Here is a 17,508-nt window from a genome sequence, read left to right on the forward strand (position 1 = left end):
CGCCTCAAGCGCGCATCAGGATAGTGAATTTGACTCAATACAATTTGGTGGTGGAATGTGATGGCAATGAATTTTGACAATCTAAACGTCGGCAAAAAATTAGGTCTGGGGTTTTTCCTGATTCTGCTGATGACCCTGGCGATTGCGGGGGCGGGCATCATGCATATTAGCGCGCTGCAAGATAATATTAATAAAATAAATTTAAGCAATAATATCAATGATGAAATTAATCAGGCTAAATATTATCGTGCATTATATGGCACCACCTATAATCCGGGTGATATGGAAAAGAATATTGAGCACATCGTCAATATAAGCAAGCTTGCGGAAAAAGCGAAAGCATTTCACTGGCAGGAAAAAGATGCCACGAAAATAGCCAGTATCCCTTCATTAATTTCCAGCTATCAGGAAAAACAAAATAATTACGTTAACGCTGTAAAGAAGAAAGATGACGTTAAAAAAAGCTGGAATATGTCAGCAATGGAAACGCATCTGCAAGCGCTTAACGATCAATTAAAAACAGACAATAGCGCTAATCTTCAATTATTACTCTCTGATCTGAACCAAAAACTGACCGCCGTCCGCCATAGCGCACGTGGATTATTGCTTTCTACCACTAAAGCTTCCGAAGAAAACCTGACGGAGGCGATCAATGCGGCACAAACGGCATTGACCTTCCTGTACCAGAGCCTGTCTGCCGAACAGCGTGAGACGCTGGCTCCGGTGTTGTCGATCGTAAATAATTATGAAGAGCAGGTTCTGGCCTATGCGCCCGCCTATCAGGAAGAGATGGCGCAAGCGGATCAAATGCAGGTTGTCGCCGATAAGTTAAACGGCGTGATTAAATCCCTGCTCGACGATCAGTTAATCGAATCGCAGACAGAAATTCAGAAAGCCACATTGCAAATGAGCGTTACGGCGCTGATTACGTTACTGCTCGGTATGCTGATTTCCTGGCTTATTTCACGCCAGATTACCATCCCACTCGGTAATACACTGCGTATGGCAGAAAGAATCGCGACGGGCGACCTCACCCAGTCCATCAACACCACGCGTAAGGATGAACTGGGCAAGTTGATGAGCGCCATGGCGAAAATGAATGGCAACCTGCACGATATGATCGATGACATTCGCGTCGGCGTCAGCCAAATATCTAACGCGTCAAGCGAGATTGTCGCCGGTAATACAGACCTTTCATCACGTACCGAACAACAGGCCGCCGCCGTTGAAGAAACCGCTGCCAGCATGGAACAATTGACCGCAACGGTGAAACAAAATGCGGATAACGCGCACCACGCCAACAAGCTGGCAATCAGCGCATCTCAAACAGCAAAACAGGGCGGCGAACAGGTCAATGACGTGGTGCAAACCATGACCGCAATTGAAAACAGTTCTAAGCGTATCGCAGAAATTACCTCCGTTATTAATAGTATCGCCTTCCAGACCAACATCCTGGCATTAAACGCCGCGGTGGAAGCCGCTCGTGCGGGCGAACAAGGCCGAGGCTTTGCCGTTGTCGCCAGTGAAGTCCGCAATCTGGCGCAGCGCAGTTCCCAGGCCGCGAAGGAAATCGAGGGCCTGATCTCTGAATCGGTTAATCAGGTTTCTAACGGTGCGGTATTGGTCGGCAATGCAGGTAAAACCATGCATGATATCGTCACCTCAATCACGCAGGTCCATGACATTATGGGCGAAATCGCCAGCGCATCAGATGAGCAAAGCCGGGGAATCAGTCAGATTAGCCAGGCGATCGTTGAAATGGACAGCACGACGCAGCAAAATGCCGCGTTGGTTGAGCAATCGGCAGCCGCGGCTGATTCGCTGGAAGAACAGGCGAAACTGTTAAAACAGGCGGTCTCTGTTTTCCGTCTGGCTAACTCTCAGCAGGAGGAAACACCCGCCAGCATCGCCTTTACCGAGCAAACGCCTAGCCTTAGCGCCCCGCGATAACCTCCCAACGCTAGCCTCTGCGCTGCGGCTACCAAAAACGACGAAGCCCCTGGTCAACAGGGGCTTCACTCAAAAACCTATCTCGTTAACGTGTCTGACGCAGGCAACGGCTCACGTTAGGAAACCTCAGAAGGGTTTCGGCGCGTAACCTGTCATGACGTTTAATTGCATCTCACGCCCTAATGCGGTCATCGGATGCACAACCACCAAACCACGCACGCTTTTCTTTAATGCACCCATATTGGCCTGCTCTTTTTTCGTAATAGCGCGACTAAAAGGCAGGTTGGCCAGTTTCTGCGCTTCTTTACTGAGCTTATGTTCTCTCACGTTACGCAGACGCTCAATTTCAGCCGCTAGCTTCTCACATGTCTCCGTGTTCAGGGCGAGCGCATCGGCATCACCTTGTGCCAACAAGGCGTCCTGCTTATGCTTCAGCTTATCCAACTGGTCGCTAAGACGTTTAATCTCTACTTTTTCCTGCTCTTTCATAACAGATAACCCGTAAACGGAAGAATAATGCGCAGCACAGCATACACGATACGCGAAATAATTCGAGCCGTGGGAAGGCCAGCCTACCGCTCTATCATCGAGAGTCTATCGGGTAGCAAGGCCAGATTGACACCATGAATCATGCGAATGACGGGGATTAGAATGCCTTTTTTAAACTCATCTGTGCAATCAATGTCGTCAGGGATAACACCAGCGTAGAACGCACCATTTGCTGATAACGCTGCTGCTTCATGCTCACTAGAAGCGGATCGGCGCTATCGGTGCCCGGCGGCAGAGCTGGATCGGCGGGTAAAGCGGCGACACAGTGCAGTTCGCCGACGGACCCCAGAATTTCATCATCGGTAAAACAGTACTGCCTTTCATCCTGCGCCAGTTCTTCACCCAACGCGATTAGCAGTTCTGCGTCTTCATACTCACCCCGGTCGATCATCCCCAGGCCATAAATCAATTTCAGGCGCACGGAGAGGTCGCTCAACGGGCCTGTGCCCGTCATCAAAGGTTCAACGGCATACTTTACCGCATAGTCGTCTTTACGAAACACCTGCGACATGAGGATATCGACCGCTTCAACCAACAGTTCCACGGCACAAAGCATAAAATCACGTACCGTATTTTCTGCGTTCAGCGCTTCAAGAACCCGATTTTCAAACGCCTGTGTTTCTAACATCGTCACTTCTCGACCCTTTAGCCTCGCACACCGCATCCCTGGCTCGGTAGTCTGCTTACCGACGGGCGTGGCGACATCCTATTCACGACGCCGCCCATAGTCCTTACCGTGTATCGCTTCGGTGACAAGGCTCGCCGATTACTGCATGGCGTTATACACATTCACTGCTTGCGCGACAACCGCGCTGTTAACATCCAGACCAGAAATCTGCGCTAACGCTGCCTGTGGTCCCTGCGTACGAATGAGCTCGGCCAACTCCTGCGCCTGCGGATCCTGTTCACTGCGGTAGTGCATCGCGGCAGCAATGCCGGTAATCAGGTTGTCATGCGGCAATTGGTACTCAAGTGTTCCCAGCAGCGGCTTGATCAGTCGGTCGCCAGCACTCAATTTACGTAACGGCTGGCGGCCGACGCGCTCCACGTCATCGTGCAGATGGGGGTTTTCAAAGCGGCTAAGGATCTTATTGATATAGGCCGCGTGCTTTTCAGCGTCAAAACCGTAGCGTTTAATGAGCACCGCGCCGCTCTCTTCCATCGCGCCTTTAACCACGGCCCTCACCTGCGGATCGAGAATCGCATCGCGAATCGTTTGGTGATGCGCCTGCTGGCCGAGATAAGCCGTAATCGCATGGCCGGTATTCAGCGTAAAGAGCTTACGTTCAACAAACGCCATCAGGTTGTCCGTGAGTTCCATACCGGGGATTGCTGGCGGTGCGCCGCAGAACTGGGTTTGATCGACGATCCATTCGCTAAAGGTTTCAACCGTTACCGCTAGCTCATCATCGCTATTGGCTTCGGCAGGCGGAACGATACGATCCACGGCGGAATCGACGAATCCCACATGCTCGGCGACCCATGCCTGCTGGCCTTCCGGCAACAGTTTCAAGACATGTTGTTTCAATTGGCTGGTGCCCCGCACCATATTTTCACAGGCAATAATGTTTAGCGGACGGGTATTACCGTTGTCATAGCGTTGACTCAACCCCTGAGCGAGAGTCCCGGCGATTTTTTCCAAAATCTGCGGCCCGACCGCGGTCGTCACCAGATCGACAGTGGCAACCAACGCAATCGCCTCCTGACTGCCGCTATGAACGGCGCTAACGCCTGCGACGGTGTCTAACCGCGTGTCATCGCCTACAATCCGTACCGTATAACCTTTACGACTGTTCAGGGCATCCAATAACGGTTGATTGACATCCGCGAATGTCAATTCGACATTGGCATCCGCCAATAATTTACCAATAAACCCACGTCCAATATTACCTGCGCCAAAATGTAATGCTTTCATGAGACATAACCTTAAAATACCTAAAAAGGGGCCGCCCGCAGGCGGCACTCGCCAGATCTATCAGGCACGCGGTTTACCGGAAAGTAAGTCGAGCACGTCCTGAACATCCTGAGTCTGGGCCAACCGTTCGATGACGGCCTCATCATCCAGCGCATTGGTCAGGCTGGTAATCACCTGAATATGTTCGTTGTTACGCGCCGCGATACCGATAACCAGGCGTGCTACCTCATCCTCTTCATCGCCGAAACGGACGCCTTCAGGGTATTGGCAAAAAACCACGCCCGTCTTGAGCACGCGATCTTTGGCCTCAATCGTTCCATGAGGTACGGCGATCGATTCACCCAGATAGGTAGACGTGAGCTTTTCGCGTTCCAGCATCGCTTCCACATACTCTGGTTCGACGTAGCCGCCTTTCACCAGTTGCTCACCGGCAAAACGGATAGCCTGTTCTTTGTCTGTCGCGTGCTGATTCAAAAAGATATTGCCCGCGCCGAGCTGGAACAGATTCGTCTGGGTATCGGCGACAGCCGGTGCGGGTGTCGCAACGGTTTCAGGCTTCACCGCCTCCTGCGCCGCCGCCAGACGAGCCACCAGATCGCTGTAGAGTCCGCTATCAAGGAAATTAGTCAACGAAATGTGCTGCGCCTGCGGCGCGTGACGCATCGCGCGCTCGGTCAGATCGCGGTGCGTAATCACCAGATCGACATCTTCCGGCAGATTATTAATCGCACAGTTGGTCACCGAAATCTGGCTCAGCCCGGCATCCTGCACTTTCTTGCGCAGTACGCCCGCGCCCATCGCGCTAGATCCCATTCCCGCATCACAGGCGACGATGATTTTACGCACGGTGCTCATATCCCCACTGACGCCAGCGTGAGTCGCTACGCCCTTGGCAGAGGCTTTCATTTCCTGCACCCGACGCGTCGCGTCGCTCAAATCGTCTTCTTTTTGCTTCGTACTCTTGAGTAGGATCGCCGAAACGATGAAAGACACGGCAAACGCTGCCGCAATCGCCGCCAGGTTAGCGAAATACGCGCCTTTTGGCGTCATCGCCAACACCGCCAGAATGGAACCAGGAGACGCAGGGGAAACCAACCCGCCGCCCAATAAGCCCAGCGTAAACACGCCCGTCATCCCGCCCAAAATCACCGCAATAATCAGACGCGGATTCATCAGGACATACGGGAAGTAGATTTCATGGATCCCGCCCAGGAAGTGGATAATCGCCGCGCCAGGCGCAGACTCTTTCGCGTTGCCTCGGCCAAAGAACATATAAGCCATCAGCACGCCCATGCCCGGTCCAGGATTCGCTTCAATCAGGAAGAAGATGGATTTACCGGTCTCCGTCGCCTGCTGAATGCCCAGCGGCGAGAAGATACCGTGGTTAATTGCGTTGTTCAGGAACAGAATTTTTGCTGGCTCAACGAAGATAGACGTCAACGGCAGCAAATTATTCTGCACCATGAGATTCACGCCGGAGGCCAACACGTGGGAGAAGATTTCAACCAGCGGGCCAATCGCCAAGAAGGCCAGGATAGCCAACAACATACCGATAATACCGGCAGAGAAGTTGTTGACCAGCATTTCAAAGCCGCTCTTGATTTTGCCGTCCACCAACTGGTCAAAACGCTTAATCGCCCAGCCGCCCAACGGGCCGACAATCATCGCCCCCATGAACATCGGGATATCGGCCCCGGCGATGACGCCCATCGTCGTAATCGCGCCGACCACGCCGCCGCGCTCACCAAATACCAGGCGCCCACCGGTATAACCAATCAGCAATGGCAGCAAATAGGAGATCATCGGGCCGACGAGTTTCGCCAACGCCTCATTGGGAACCCAGCCGGTAGGAATAAACAGCGCGGTGATAATACCCCAGGCGATAAACGCGCCGATATTGGGCATTACCATGTTGCTGAGGAAGCGGCCAAAGTTTTGCACTTTGATCTTAATGTCTGGTGATAGCATAAAAACACACCCCTATTGAAACGCGCTGACAATAAGAGCGCGTGGTCATTATCGTGAGACGGCGTGGCAACCTGTGTTAGCCGCAGGAATTAGCAGCAACGACAAACCGCCTTCTTTTTACCGAGATATCAGCGGTAATCTGACACCCGGCTATTATCGGCGCTCGGTCATTAAGACACTGATTACCACATCAATATGTCCGTCAGAATTACTGTATGCAGCGCGGACTCTATCACGCCGTTTTCATACCGCAACTCCACCGCATAAACGTGACAAGAATCACACAACTACCCTACATCAACGATACAAATAGGTGATTTACTTCACAAAAAGACACCAAAAATGAAAACGCCTCGCTATTTCTTACCCAGAGCAGCCCCGTATATGTGACTTTCATCACATTTTATTACTAAGGGTTTGTTTTATTTATGTGATGATGATCACAATTTATTTTTCACTCTCCCGCCAGTCCAACGTTCCTATTGCTAAAGCTGGCGATAAGCACACGTCGCTAATCGATGGGGAACCACCCGATTAAGGGAGATTCACACCCTCTATTCCGCTGAGCGCGTTCATGAGATTTTGTTGTTGTACCGGTAATGCCGCCACGATGCCGTTATAGTGCGCAACCTGCTGCGAGGTTCGAAATTGCACTGATGCGCCATTGAATATGGCTTGATCGCCCTGGGCCTGAAGGAAATCGCCCACCTGAATTAAACGTTGCGTAAATGCGATAGCATTCGGAATCGCCGGCAACAAGGCATTCGTCGGCTGCGTCACCGTGCGTGCATATAGTCGCGCATACGGGATCTTCACCTCTTCAGGCTGTTTTAACTGTCGATAAGCGCTGTCTGCCTGCGCCTTTGCCGCCTGCACATGCTGGCTTAACAGATTCATCGTCCCGATAGATTGCTGCAGAGCATCACGCTGTGTCAGATAGTCTTGTGGAATACGAATACGGGATATTTGCTCCAGCAACGGCGTCAAACTACCGGAAACGGCCTGGTTAAACTGCTGAGAAAAAGTCGTTAATATATTGTAATCATTGGAAAAATTGCCAAAACTTTTCTTCTGCTCTTCCGTTAACGCGGGCAGTACACCCTGCTGCGACGGCACATTTTGCAGAAAAGCGATGAATGCCTTTCGCTGCTCGGCCTCATTATCACCACAGGCAGCAAGCTGCATTGCCGCCACAATAACCAACACCGGCAGCAGCCAGCGTGAACGAAATGCCATCAACTTTCTCATTCCCTACTCCTAGTCTATTTATTACCCCGCCAACCGCGTTTTATTCGGACAGAAGCACGCTGGTGAAGGATTTTCCATGACACAGTTTTCTACGCCATAAGCATAGTCGAATCAGGCCTGCGGTGCAGGAAAGGCTAATTCATCGCGCGAAAACGCGCGCTCGACCCGGAATTAGTCGGCGAGGTATTGAATGTAATAGGGGAACTGGCTCGTGAAGGCATGACGATGCTGATTGTCACCCATGAGATGGAGTTCGCGCTGGCGGTTTCCGACCGGATAGTCTTCATGGAACAGGGCCGCATTCAGGCGAGCGCGTCTCCAGAGGAGATTTGCGCAAATAATGAGGCCCCAGCGCTACAACGTATCCGCCAGTTTATGGGCGTGAAGGTCACCACGAATCAGGGCGAGATTCCACTTTGTCGATAAATCAACCAAAGATAACCTCACGTCGAAAGTGCCCTCTTGCTTCACGTCAGCAAAGGCGCTTACAGGCCTCGGCAATGTTTTGGCAAGCTAACGCCAACCGTGCATCATCCAGCGCATAGGCTAAACGCAGGTAGCCCGGCGTGCCAAATGCCGTTCCCGGTAATGTGGCGACATGAGCCGCCGTTAACAGGTAATTCGCAACGGCAGCGTCATCATTGAGTCGAATCCCCTCGGGGGTAGATTGACCGATAAGGCCGGAACAATTTGCGAAGACATAAAACGCCGCCTGTGGCGATATGGCGCTTAACCCATCGACCTGTTCGATCAGCGCCATCACCCGACGGCGACGTTTATCGAGGCTGGCCAGCCATTGCGGCAAGAAATCAGCGGGTTGGGTGAGCGCGGCAACGCCCGCCGCCTGCGCCAGCGAACACGGGTTGGATGTGCTTTGTGATTGAAGAATAGTCATCGCCGAAATTAACCAGGCTGGCCCGGCCGCATAGCCCAGACGCCAGCCGGTCATGGAAAACCCTTTCGAGAACCCATTCACCGTCAGGATGCGCTCACGCAACGCGGGGGCAATCTGCGCTAGCGTGTAGAAAGGCGCATCGTCATAGCGTAGCTTTTCATAGATATCGTCTGCGAGCACCAGTACCTGCGGGGCGGTCAGAAGGACTTCTGCCAGCGCCCGTAATTCTTCACGGCTGTACAGCGCGCCTGTCGGGTTGGAAGGCGAGTTGAGGATCAGCCAGCGGGTACGCGGCGTGATGGCGGCGGCCAGTGACTGCGGCGTCAGCTTCCATCCATCGTCTTCTTGCGTTGAAACGATTACCGGTTCACCTTCGGCCAACGCAACCATATCAGGATAGGAAACCCAATATGGAGCGGGAATAATCGCTTCCAACCCACGACTTAATGTGGCCTGGAGTGCATTAAAAATCAGTTGTTTTGCCCCCGTACCGGCAACAATCTCCTGGGGAGTGAAGTTTAGGCCATTGTCGCCAGCGAATTTATTGATAATAGCCGTCTTCAGTGCGGCGGTCCCGCCAACCGCGGTGTACTTTGTTTCGCCTCGCTTGATGGCATCGATCCCCGCCTGATTAATCGTCGCTGGCGTGGCAAAGTCTAGTTCGCCTAAGCCAAGGCTAATAATGTCGGCCCCCTGCTGCTGTAGGGCTCGAACCCGATCGGCAATGGCGGCCGTTGGCGATGGGCGGACGCGCTGCATACGCGGCGCGAGAAATTGTGCTGACATAGTGCTCTCTTGCGTTAAACGCCGCGTTAAATTGAGCGGCGTATCCGTTTGTTTCAGGGAATTCAGGCCGCTAACGTGATGCCGCTGCGCACGTCGGCGGCGATGCGGCGAAGTTCTGCCTGGGTTTCGGCCATCACCGCTGGCGTGACGTCAATCAGCGGCGAACGGACATGACCGCCGTTAAAGCCGCGCAGATTCATAGCGGCCTTCACCAATTGCGGTTGACCGTGGCGACGCGCGAGGGCGCGGAATCCATACCATAAGCGGTGTAGCTCTCTGGCTGTGGTGGCATCGCCGCGCTCAAGCGCGCGGAAGCTGGCTAATACCAGTTCCGGTAACGCTCCGCTGTTGGTGGTGCTAATCCCATCGAAGCCACACATCATCGGCCCTAAAAATGCCAAATCGGAGGCGCAGAATAGGCGCAGACGGCCGGACAACCGATTAGCGATTTGGTCAATCACGGTAGGGTTCAGGTCGCCCTGTTTGATCCCTACCACCTGTGGGATATCCGCCAGTTGTTCCAGAAGCACGGGGGGTAAGGTAATACCGATGCCCGGCGCGTTGTAGACCAGAATCCCGGTTTTAGATAACGGCGCCATTTGCTGGAAAAAGCTCACGATTTGCGCATCGGTAACTTCAGAAACAAAGGGCGGCGTAACCATCGGCAAGCCGCCGAGATCGCCAGCCAGTACGGTGAGTTCGCGCACCACGCGAACATCCGAACCCGCGCTGCACAGCATGACCGGAACGCGATCGCCCACCACCTGCATGACATGGCGGAAAATCGCGGCACGTTCTTCCACACTCAACGCCGGGAATTCGCCATAGGTTCCACCAATCAGGATACCGTCATAGCCCAGCCCAATGACCCGCTCGATATTGGCGGCTAGCCCGGCGAAATCAATATCGCCTTGCGCGGTAAAAGGGGTCACGGTGATATTAAAAATACCGCGCAATCTTTCACGACATTCAATCGTGTCTTTCATCTTTCTCTCCTTTATAAGCCGCACCGATCCGGTACGACGATGTTGGGGTATTGCTTCGGGCATTTGCCTGCCGATGGTGCAATCGCGCACGATAATTGCGCATCCTTTGTTCACGCATGTTGCAACGGCCTAGAGATGATGTAACTGACTGAGTGGACGAATAGCCACGCCAGCATCGGTCAGGCGTTCGCGTAGCGTACGCGCGATAGCCACGCCCTGCGGGTTATCACCGTGAACACAAATGGTGTGAATGGGCATTGGGATTTTGATTCCGCTAATCGTCCGAATTGCTTGCTCTTCAATCATTTGCAGCGCACGGCTGGCGGCACGTTCGGGATCGTGAATGACGGCATCTGGGAGATGGCGCGGTAGCGTCAGCCCGTTTTCACCGTAGCTGCGGTCGGCGAACACTTCGCAGGCGACGCGCAGCCCGGCCTTGCGCGCCGCGCGCTCTGTCGCATTGTGCGGCGTCGTGACCAGCAGTAGCTGGCGATCCACAGCAAGAATGGCACTGACGATGGCTTCCGATAAGGCGTCATCGTTAAAGGCCTGCGTTGCCATTGCGCCATGTAACTTCACGTGGGTCATTGCGTGGCCGCAGACCCGCGCCACCGCCTGCATGGCGCCTAACTGGTACACCACCATCTTGCCGACATCCGCAGGGCTATCGCCGGTAATAGTCCGGCGGCCAAACCCCCATAGATCAAGAAAACCCGGATGCGCACCGACGTCCAGCCCACGCGCTTTCGCGTGGGTGACGGTGCGATGCATAACTAACGCATCCCCCGCGTGAAAGCCGCAGGCGACATTGGCCGACGTCACGACATCCAACATCGCTTCATCATCACCCACGGTGAATTGACCAAAACTTTCACCCAGATCTGAATTCAGGTCTACTTCTTGCATGATTGCTCCTCGACACACTTGGTATACCAAATGCATGCAATGAGAATGCCAAGGCATAAAAACCCACATTACGCCGCTGGCGCACGCGCCGATAAGAGAATGTTTAACCAGGAGAGAGTGAGCAGATGAAACCATCGATAAAAGCAGGCTGTCTGACATTGGGCCTGTTGACCATGAGCTACAGCTTATCCACCCATGCGGAAGAACTTTACTTTGCCAGTTGGGGCGGCGCCTATCAGGATGCGATCCGTGAGGCTTGGTTAAAACCCTTCAGTAAAGAAACCGGTATTAGTGTCGTTGAAGATACCGACCCGCAGGTCAGCAAACTGAAAGCAATGCTGGATACCAACACCGTGTCATGGGATGTCGTGACGGAAAACAGCTCTCGTCTGGCGCGTGGCATTAAACTGGGCGTATTTGAAAAAATCACCCCGGACATGGTCAACCAACAACATGTTATCCCCGGCGCCCGTAACGATTATGGTGTCCCGTCCGAGATATTCTCCACGCTAATTGGTTTCTCAACTCAGGCCTTTCCAGAAGGCAAACCACAGCCGAAAACCTTCGCTGACTTTTGGGACGTGAAGAAATTCCCCGGACAACGTACCTTGCAGGACGAACCCGCCACGGTGATTGAAGCGGCGCTGATGGCTGACGGCGTTAAACCGGCAGATATCTATAAGACGTTAAGTACTCCGGAAGGGGTCGATCGGGCGATGAATCAGATTAAGAAAATTAAGCCTTACGTGGCGAAATGGTGGAAAAGCGGCGCGGAACCGGTACAAGCGCTTTCCAGCGGTGAGGTCGTGATGGCGCTGGGCTGGAATGGCCGCTTCCAGTCGGGCATCGACGCGGGCGTACCGATCAAAATGTCCTGGGACGATTCCGTCGCACAGGTCGGGTACTTCGCACTGGTCAAAGGGGCAAATAACCGTGACGCCGCGCTGAAGCTGCTTAACTATATTATTTCGCCGCAGCATCAGGCGGAGTTCAGTAAGTATATCGCCTATGGCCCAACCACCAGCGAGGCCATGCAGTATATCGATAGCGCCCGCCAGCAACGTTTGCCGTCTACGCCGGAACGGTTGCAGCACACCTTATTTATGGATGCCGAATGGTGGGAAAAAAATGGCCCGGCCATCATCGAGCGCTACAACCAGGTGCGGGCGCAATAACGACATATGAAGCATAAGTTGATTTAGTGAGTCACTGGGCGGACGAGGTGCCTTCAACGGTGCCTCGTCCAGAACGGAGTGTGTTATGGCGGCAACGATATTGACTGACAATCTTACCCCATCCCGGCGGATCCGCTGGCCTGGGCTGGCTCTGGTAGCAACGCTCCCGTTGCTGCTGTTTTTACTGCTGTTTTTTGTCTGGCCGATTGCCGGGCTGCTGAAACAGGGGTTTCTAGTGCAAGGGCACTTTAGCCTCGAAAATTATCTCCACCTGTGGGATACCCCTATTTACCGCATCGTGCTGGAAAATACCTTTGTTATTGCGGTGGCGGTGACGCTGGGCTGCATTGTCATGAGCTATCCGCTAGCCTGGCTAATGGCCTCGGTGCGGCCTGCGACGGCGAAACTGCTCTTTTTTGCCGTCTTACTGCCATTCTGGTCGAGCGCATTGGTACGAACGTCTGCATGGATTGCGTTGCTGCAACAAAATGGCCCCCTGAATAACCTGTTGATGACCCTACAGATAACGTCACAGCCGGTTGCTTTCCTCTATAACTTTATCGGCGTGCTGATTGGCATGGTACACGTCCTGATGCCTTTCGTCGTATTGCCGTTGTACGCCTCATTTCGCTCACTGGACAGCACATTACTGCAAGCGGCACAGAGTTTAGGCGCGGATTCGCTCAGCGTTTTTACCCGTATCATCCTGCCGCTGACCCGTCCCGGCGTTGTCGCAGGCGCGGTTATCGTGTTCATGAACGCCGTAGGTTACTACATCACGCCATCGCTGATGGGCGGGCCGGCACAACGCATGATTGCAGAGCTAATTTCACACAATATTACCGATGAACTGAACTGGGGCATCGCCGCCGCGCTGGCCTGTGTATTGCTGGTCACCACCCTGCTCGCACTGTGGCTGTTTAATCGCCTGTTCGGTCTGGACAAACTGATGGAAGGTTCCAGCGGGAAAGGTAGCCAGTCGACCATCGTGGCGCAACGCAGCGGCGGCGGGCGCATCAGCGCTGGCGCTGGTGTGCTGGTGGCGCTGTTCCTTATCCTACCGATTGTGATCGTTATCCCGATGAGTTTTGGCACGACCAGTTTTCCTACCTTTCCGCCCGCCGAGTATGGCGTGCGTTGGTACATTAACTTTTTTACCGACCGTAAATGGATGCTGGCGCTGGGCGAAAGCGTGCGCATTGGGCTGATCGTCACCGTGCTGTCGATGGTGTTGGGCGCTACCGCCGCGATAGGCATTCATAAGCTGCGTTCACCACGCAAAAGCTGGTTGGAGACGCTGTTTATTGTTCCGATGTCGGTGCCCGCTATCATTACTGCCGTCTCGCTTTATTATTTATGCGGCCCCTTGGGTTTGATCAACAACTCGGTCGCGCTGATCCTCGGGCACACCGTACTGGCCACGCCTTATACCTTCATTACGTTACGTGCGGCGCTCAAAGGGTTCGATCCCAGCCTTGAACTGGCAGCCTACAGCCTCGGGGCGAAACCCTGGCAGATGTTTCGCCGGGTGATGCTGCCGATGCTGCTCCCCGGCATGATGGGCGGTGCGGTGTTTGCCTTTGTCACCTCGTTTGACGATGTGGTGATGTCGCTCTTTCTCACCACTATCCGTAATCGAACCCTGCCGAAGCTGATGTATGAAGGGCTGGCATTCGATTTCGACCCAACGGTGATTTCAGCGTCCTGCATACTGATCGCAGCGACAGCGGGGATCTTGATTTTCCAGAGCCTAATAAAACGCAACGGGGGCAAACATGCGACAAATGCAGGGTAAAGATGTGGCACTTAATGGCATTCGCAAAACCTATGGTGCGACAACGGCGCTACCGTGTATCGATCTACAGGTTGCGCGTGGCGAGTTCTGTACACTACTGGGTGCCTCCGGTTCCGGCAAAACGACGTTGCTGAAAGTGATTGCCGGATTTGAACGGCCAGACAGTGGTCGCGTACAGATTGCCGGTAAAGATGTGACGCGCGAACCGATTGCCAACCGCAACATCGGCATGGTGTTTCAGAACTATGCGCTCTTTCCGCATATGTCCGTCTTCGAGAATGTCGCGTTTCCGTTGCGTATGCGCCGTCTAGCGAAGGTCGATATTGAGCGTCGGGTCAACGAGGCGCTGGCGCTGGTGAGCCTACAGACATTAGACAAACGTCTCCCTGGCGAGCTTTCCGGCGGGCAGCAGCAGCGCGCGGCATTGGCCCGTGCGCTGGTCTTTAATCCAGATATTCTATTAATGGACGAACCACTCGGCGCACTAGATAAAAATCTACGCCAGTCGATTCAAATACAAATTAAGCAACTACACCAGGAATTAGGGCTGACGGTGGTATTTGTCACCCACGATCAGGAAGAAGCGATGAACCTCTCCGATCGCATCATCATCATGGATAAGGGGGAGATTGTCGGCGATGGCACGCCACAGGGCCTTTATCATCAGCCAAAGAGCCGCTTTGTCGCCGGTTTTCTGGGGGAATGTAACTTCCTTCCCGGCAACGATGCCAATACGTTAGGCGTACGGCCTGAACATATGCTGGTTGGACGGGAAAGTGCGAAAGCGGCCTGTCGCTATCAGGGCCATGTCGTCATGGCGACTTTTTGCGGCCTGCACTGGAAACTCTTGATTAAACATCAGGGGCAAGTGCTCATGGCCTATGCGCCAGTGGATCTCCCGGAGCAGGAACGCCAGTCAGGGCAAATCATCAGTTTTGGTTTTCAGCCGGAACAGGCGATGACGTTCAGGGAATCCGCATGAACCATTACCCTCGTTTTATTGCGGTAGGTGAACAGGCGCTATTAGTCGAATTTGGCGATAGCATCGACGACCGGATCAATGCTCAGGTGTTGGCGCTGGCGGCCGCGCTCAATGGGCTGCATGGCGTCAGAGAAATCATTCCCACTTATCGTTCCCTGACCATCATGTTTGACCCGTTCATCGTGAACTATGCCGAGCTCAGTCAACAGGTTGCGCAGTCTCTCAGTCAATGTTCCGCCGCACTGCCACCCTGTCGTCGCTGGCACGTGCCAGTGTGCTACGGCGGCGAATATGGCGAAGATCTGTCTGCACTGGCCCAAGCGCACGGCCTGAGCCAAGAACAAGTGATTGATTTACACAGTACTGCGCGCTATCGCGTTTACATGGTGGGATTTATGCCAGGGTTCGCCTACCTCGGCGGATTACCTGAAATATTACACACGCCACGTCGCGCCTCGCCACGTGCGATGACGCCAGCATTCAGCATCAACATTGGCGGGCAACAAACGGCTATCAGTTCGGTTGCCGGCCCCAGCGGCTGGCACCTCATTGGCCGGACGCCATGGCGCTCGTTTGACCCCCTGCGGCAACGACCATTTTTGTTTCAGGCGGGAGACGAAATCCGCTTTTCACCGATTACCCCCGCCGAATTCGTTCGGCTAAGCGACGAATGCCGCACGGCGAATGGGTATCCTGCGCCGGAGGTAGCGTAATGCGCTGGCTGGATGTCATTTCGCCGGGATTATTCACTACCGTACAGGATGCAGGCCGCTACGGCTACGCGCATTTGGGCGTACCGGCTTCGGGGCCAATGGACATGATTGCGTTTCGGTTAGCGAATGCCATTGTCGGAAACGGGCCGGAGTGCGCCGCGTTGGAGCTAACCGCGCTGGGCGGACGTTATCGGGTGATGGGCGGCGAGTGTATTCTGTGCCTTGGCGGCGCGGTTGAGGCGCAGGTGGCAGGCCGCAAGCTGGAACCCTGGGTCGGTCATCGATTGGCGGAGGGCAGCGAACTGATTATTGGGCGCATACAGCGTGGCTTACGCGCCTATCTGGCATTGTCAGGCGGAATAGAGGCACAACCCGTGCTGGGAAGTCGCGCCACGCTGACGCGCGCCTCGCTGGGCGGTTGGCAAGGACGGGCTTTACGTAAAGGCGACCGCTTACCGTTGGCGGAACAAACGGATACCGGACGCCGCCACTGTTCGCATGCGCTTCTGACATCGCTCTATCGCTGCGGCCCGCTGTCCGTCGTGATGGGGCCACAACAGGAGGCGTTTACCGCGGCCTCGTTACTCACGTTTTTGCATGAACGCTATCGGGTTAGCGTCCATGCGGACCGAATGGGATATCGTATGGCAGGCCCGGCATTAGCGCATACGCACGGCGCCGACATGGTTTCCGATGCGGTCGTACCGGGAAGCATTCAGGTTCCGGGCAACGGTCAACCGATTATTGCACTTCACGATCGCCAAACTACCGGAGGATATCCGAAAATTGCCACCTTAATTGGTGCGGATCTGCCGCGAGTCGGGCAACTGCGCCCAGGGCAGAGTGTGGCATTTCGCGCTGTCACAGCACAAGAAGGCGTTGCCCACTGGCGGCGTTTGCAAGAAGGCATCGCCGCCTGTTTACAGCATATTCAATCAACGCAAGCGAGCTGGTTATGAGTGAACCACAGAATGATATAGATCCTATTTTCCTCACGCCGGACAGCGAAGATCTGACAGAGGCGACCTATCGGCAGCTACTGGAAATGATCCAACTGGGACGGATCCCCACCAATGTGCCGCTACAGGAACGGACGCTGGCGGCAGCGTTAGGCGTGTCGCGCACCCCTTTGCGTGAAGCGTTCAGCCGTTTGGTCGGCGGCGGTTTCGCAACGCGGGTTGGGCGCGGACAGCTTATCGTGAAAGAACCCACGCTGCGCGAATATCTGGAAATCCTGCAACTGCGCATTCTCCTTGAAGGTGAAGCGGCATTCGCTGCCGCGACCCGCATGCCGACGGCACAGGCGCAATCCGTGATTAACGCCCTCAACGCTCACCGTCAGGCGCGGGATTTTTCCGCTGCCGAGAATCACCGTATCGATAATCTGGTTCACCAGACCATTGCCGCCCACGGCGGTAACGCCATGCTTGAGCGCATGATTTTCGATTTACGCATCAAAGCACGCACTTTTGACCAGAATGGCACCGTCGCTCGCTTTGAGCCCGGCTGCCAGGAACATATTGCGCTAATGGAACGTATTCACGCCGGTGATGCACCGGGCGCGAGGGAAGCGATGGTCTTTCATCTGAGCCAGGCGCGGGCCGGCATCGTGGCGCGATTTACCGCAATCTAAGTAGGAA

Annotated in this window: 15 protein-coding genes and 1 pseudogene; 8 read left to right on the top strand and 8 right to left on the bottom strand. The window is 54.3% G+C overall.

Features of this window, described 5'->3' with window-relative positions; all coding sequences use genetic code 11:
• Positions 1-60 precede the first annotated feature (60 nt).
• Entirely contained in the window at positions 61-1,950 is a 1,890-nt protein-coding gene (locus tag RFN81_RS17825; RefSeq protein WP_264497082.1) for a methyl-accepting chemotaxis protein, read from the top strand.
• 126 nt (positions 1,951-2,076) lie between these two features.
• Here the strand turns inward: RFN81_RS17825 and RFN81_RS17830 are convergent, their stop codons facing one another.
• From RFN81_RS17830 to RFN81_RS17850, 5 genes are all read right to left on the bottom strand, one after another.
• Positions 2,077-2,439, bottom strand: coding sequence for a YibL family ribosome-associated protein (locus RFN81_RS17830; protein WP_264497083.1), 363 nt, complete (start codon positions 2,437-2,439; stop codon positions 2,077-2,079).
• Positions 2,440-2,596: 157 nt separating this feature from the next.
• Entirely contained in the window at positions 2,597-3,163 is a 567-nt protein-coding gene (locus tag RFN81_RS17835) for an MltR family transcriptional regulator (RefSeq protein WP_264497084.1), read from the bottom strand.
• A gap of 102 nt (positions 3,164-3,265) precedes the next feature.
• On the bottom strand, positions 3,266-4,414 hold the full coding sequence (locus tag RFN81_RS17840; protein WP_264497085.1) for a mannitol-1-phosphate 5-dehydrogenase: 1,149 nt from the start codon (positions 4,412-4,414) through the stop codon (positions 3,266-3,268).
• A gap of 60 nt (positions 4,415-4,474) precedes the next feature.
• Positions 4,475-6,382 (bottom strand): PTS mannitol transporter subunit IICBA, encoded by a 1,908-nt coding sequence (locus RFN81_RS17845; RefSeq protein WP_264497086.1) that lies wholly within the window; start codon positions 6,380-6,382, stop codon positions 4,475-4,477.
• Between the two features lie 534 nt (positions 6,383-6,916).
• Positions 6,917-7,630 carry a DUF3053 domain-containing protein gene (locus RFN81_RS17850; protein WP_264497087.1) on the bottom strand — a complete coding sequence of 238 codons (714 nt, stop codon included), beginning with the start codon at positions 7,628-7,630 and terminating at the stop codon, positions 6,917-6,919.
• A gap of 156 nt (positions 7,631-7,786) precedes the next feature.
• On the opposite strand from RFN81_RS17850, the pseudogene RFN81_RS17855 reads away from it, so the two are divergent.
• Positions 7,787-8,056 (top strand): annotated as a pseudogene (locus RFN81_RS17855) (hypothetical protein); the annotation flags it as partial.
• A gap of 46 nt (positions 8,057-8,102) precedes the next feature.
• Here RFN81_RS17855 and RFN81_RS17860 read toward each other — a convergent pair.
• The 3 genes from RFN81_RS17860 to RFN81_RS17870 all read right to left on the bottom strand — a co-directional run bounded on the left by RFN81_RS17860 (position 8,103) and on the right by RFN81_RS17870 (position 11,203).
• Complete coding sequence (locus tag RFN81_RS17860; RefSeq protein ID WP_264497088.1) at positions 8,103-9,311, bottom strand: pyridoxal phosphate-dependent aminotransferase; 1,209 nt, start codon at positions 9,309-9,311, stop codon at positions 8,103-8,105.
• 62 nt (positions 9,312-9,373) lie between these two features.
• Positions 9,374-10,297 (bottom strand): dihydrodipicolinate synthase family protein, encoded by a 924-nt coding sequence (locus RFN81_RS17865; protein ID WP_264497089.1) that lies wholly within the window; start codon positions 10,295-10,297, stop codon positions 9,374-9,376.
• A gap of 129 nt (positions 10,298-10,426) precedes the next feature.
• Positions 10,427-11,203, bottom strand: coding sequence for a LamB/YcsF family protein (locus tag RFN81_RS17870; RefSeq protein WP_264497090.1), 777 nt, complete (start codon positions 11,201-11,203; stop codon positions 10,427-10,429).
• A 125-nt stretch (positions 11,204-11,328) separates the two neighbouring features.
• Here RFN81_RS17870 and RFN81_RS17875 point away from each other — a divergent pair, with 125 nt between their 5' ends.
• The 6 genes from RFN81_RS17875 (at position 11,329) to RFN81_RS17900 (ending at position 17,501) form a co-directional block, all read left to right on the top strand.
• A complete protein-coding gene (locus tag RFN81_RS17875; RefSeq protein ID WP_264497091.1) occupies positions 11,329-12,378 on the top strand; it encodes an ABC transporter substrate-binding protein in 1,050 nt (349 codons plus the stop codon).
• A gap of 85 nt (positions 12,379-12,463) precedes the next feature.
• On the top strand, positions 12,464-14,173 hold the full coding sequence (locus tag RFN81_RS17880; RefSeq protein ID WP_264497092.1) for an ABC transporter permease: 1,710 nt from the start codon (positions 12,464-12,466) through the stop codon (positions 14,171-14,173).
• Positions 14,154-15,155 (top strand): ABC transporter ATP-binding protein, encoded by a 1,002-nt coding sequence (locus tag RFN81_RS17885; protein WP_264497093.1) that lies wholly within the window; start codon positions 14,154-14,156, stop codon positions 15,153-15,155. Before RFN81_RS17880 ends, RFN81_RS17885 begins: the two co-directional genes overlap by 20 nt.
• Positions 15,152-15,868 (top strand): 5-oxoprolinase subunit PxpB, encoded by a 717-nt coding sequence (gene pxpB, locus RFN81_RS17890; protein ID WP_264497094.1) that lies wholly within the window; start codon positions 15,152-15,154, stop codon positions 15,866-15,868. The genes RFN81_RS17885 and pxpB overlap by 4 nt, the downstream gene beginning before the upstream one ends.
• Complete coding sequence (locus tag RFN81_RS17895; RefSeq protein WP_264497095.1) at positions 15,868-16,827, top strand: biotin-dependent carboxyltransferase family protein; 960 nt, start codon at positions 15,868-15,870, stop codon at positions 16,825-16,827. Before pxpB ends, RFN81_RS17895 begins: the two co-directional genes overlap by 1 nt.
• On the top strand, positions 16,824-17,501 hold the full coding sequence (locus RFN81_RS17900) for a GntR family transcriptional regulator (RefSeq protein WP_264497096.1): 678 nt from the start codon (positions 16,824-16,826) through the stop codon (positions 17,499-17,501). Before RFN81_RS17895 ends, RFN81_RS17900 begins: the two co-directional genes overlap by 4 nt.
• Positions 17,502-17,508: the final 7 nt, after the last annotated feature.

It is taken from the genome of Pectobacterium cacticida (assembly GCF_036885195.1).
GTDB classification, from domain to species: domain Bacteria; phylum Pseudomonadota; class Gammaproteobacteria; order Enterobacterales; family Enterobacteriaceae; genus Pectobacterium; species Pectobacterium cacticida.

What these genes read in the sequence shown, in the direction of transcription:
- RFN81_RS17845 (WP_264497086.1), bottom strand. Translation starts at nt 6,382, where the DNA reads ATGCTATCACCAGACATTAAGATCAAAGTGCAAAACTTTGGCCGCTTC.
- RFN81_RS17850 (WP_264497087.1), bottom strand. Translation starts at nt 7,630, where the DNA reads ATGAGAAAGTTGATGGCATTTCGTTCACGCTGGCTGCTGCCGGTGTTG.
- RFN81_RS17900 (WP_264497096.1), top strand. Translation starts at nt 16,824, where the DNA reads ATGAGTGAACCACAGAATGATATAGATCCTATTTTCCTCACGCCGGAC.
- RFN81_RS17825 (WP_264497082.1), top strand. Translation starts at nt 61, where the DNA reads ATGGCAATGAATTTTGACAATCTAAACGTCGGCAAAAAATTAGGTCTG.
- RFN81_RS17865 (WP_264497089.1), bottom strand. Translation starts at nt 10,297, where the DNA reads ATGAAAGACACGATTGAATGTCGTGAAAGATTGCGCGGTATTTTTAAT.
- RFN81_RS17860 (WP_264497088.1), bottom strand. Translation starts at nt 9,311, where the DNA reads ATGTCAGCACAATTTCTCGCGCCGCGTATGCAGCGCGTCCGCCCATCG.
- RFN81_RS17830 (WP_264497083.1), bottom strand. Translation starts at nt 2,439, where the DNA reads ATGAAAGAGCAGGAAAAAGTAGAGATTAAACGTCTTAGCGACCAGTTG.
- RFN81_RS17870 (WP_264497090.1), bottom strand. Translation starts at nt 11,203, where the DNA reads ATGCAAGAAGTAGACCTGAATTCAGATCTGGGTGAAAGTTTTGGTCAA.
- RFN81_RS17835 (WP_264497084.1), bottom strand. Translation starts at nt 3,163, where the DNA reads ATGCGGTGTGCGAGGCTAAAGGGTCGAGAAGTGACGATGTTAGAAACA.
- RFN81_RS17875 (WP_264497091.1), top strand. Translation starts at nt 11,329, where the DNA reads ATGAAACCATCGATAAAAGCAGGCTGTCTGACATTGGGCCTGTTGACC.
- RFN81_RS17895 (WP_264497095.1), top strand. Translation starts at nt 15,868, where the DNA reads ATGCGCTGGCTGGATGTCATTTCGCCGGGATTATTCACTACCGTACAG.
- pxpB (WP_264497094.1), top strand. Translation starts at nt 15,152, where the DNA reads ATGAACCATTACCCTCGTTTTATTGCGGTAGGTGAACAGGCGCTATTA.
- RFN81_RS17885 (WP_264497093.1), top strand. Translation starts at nt 14,154, where the DNA reads ATGCGACAAATGCAGGGTAAAGATGTGGCACTTAATGGCATTCGCAAA.
- RFN81_RS17880 (WP_264497092.1), top strand. Translation starts at nt 12,464, where the DNA reads ATGGCGGCAACGATATTGACTGACAATCTTACCCCATCCCGGCGGATC.
- RFN81_RS17840 (WP_264497085.1), bottom strand. Translation starts at nt 4,414, where the DNA reads ATGAAAGCATTACATTTTGGCGCAGGTAATATTGGACGTGGGTTTATT.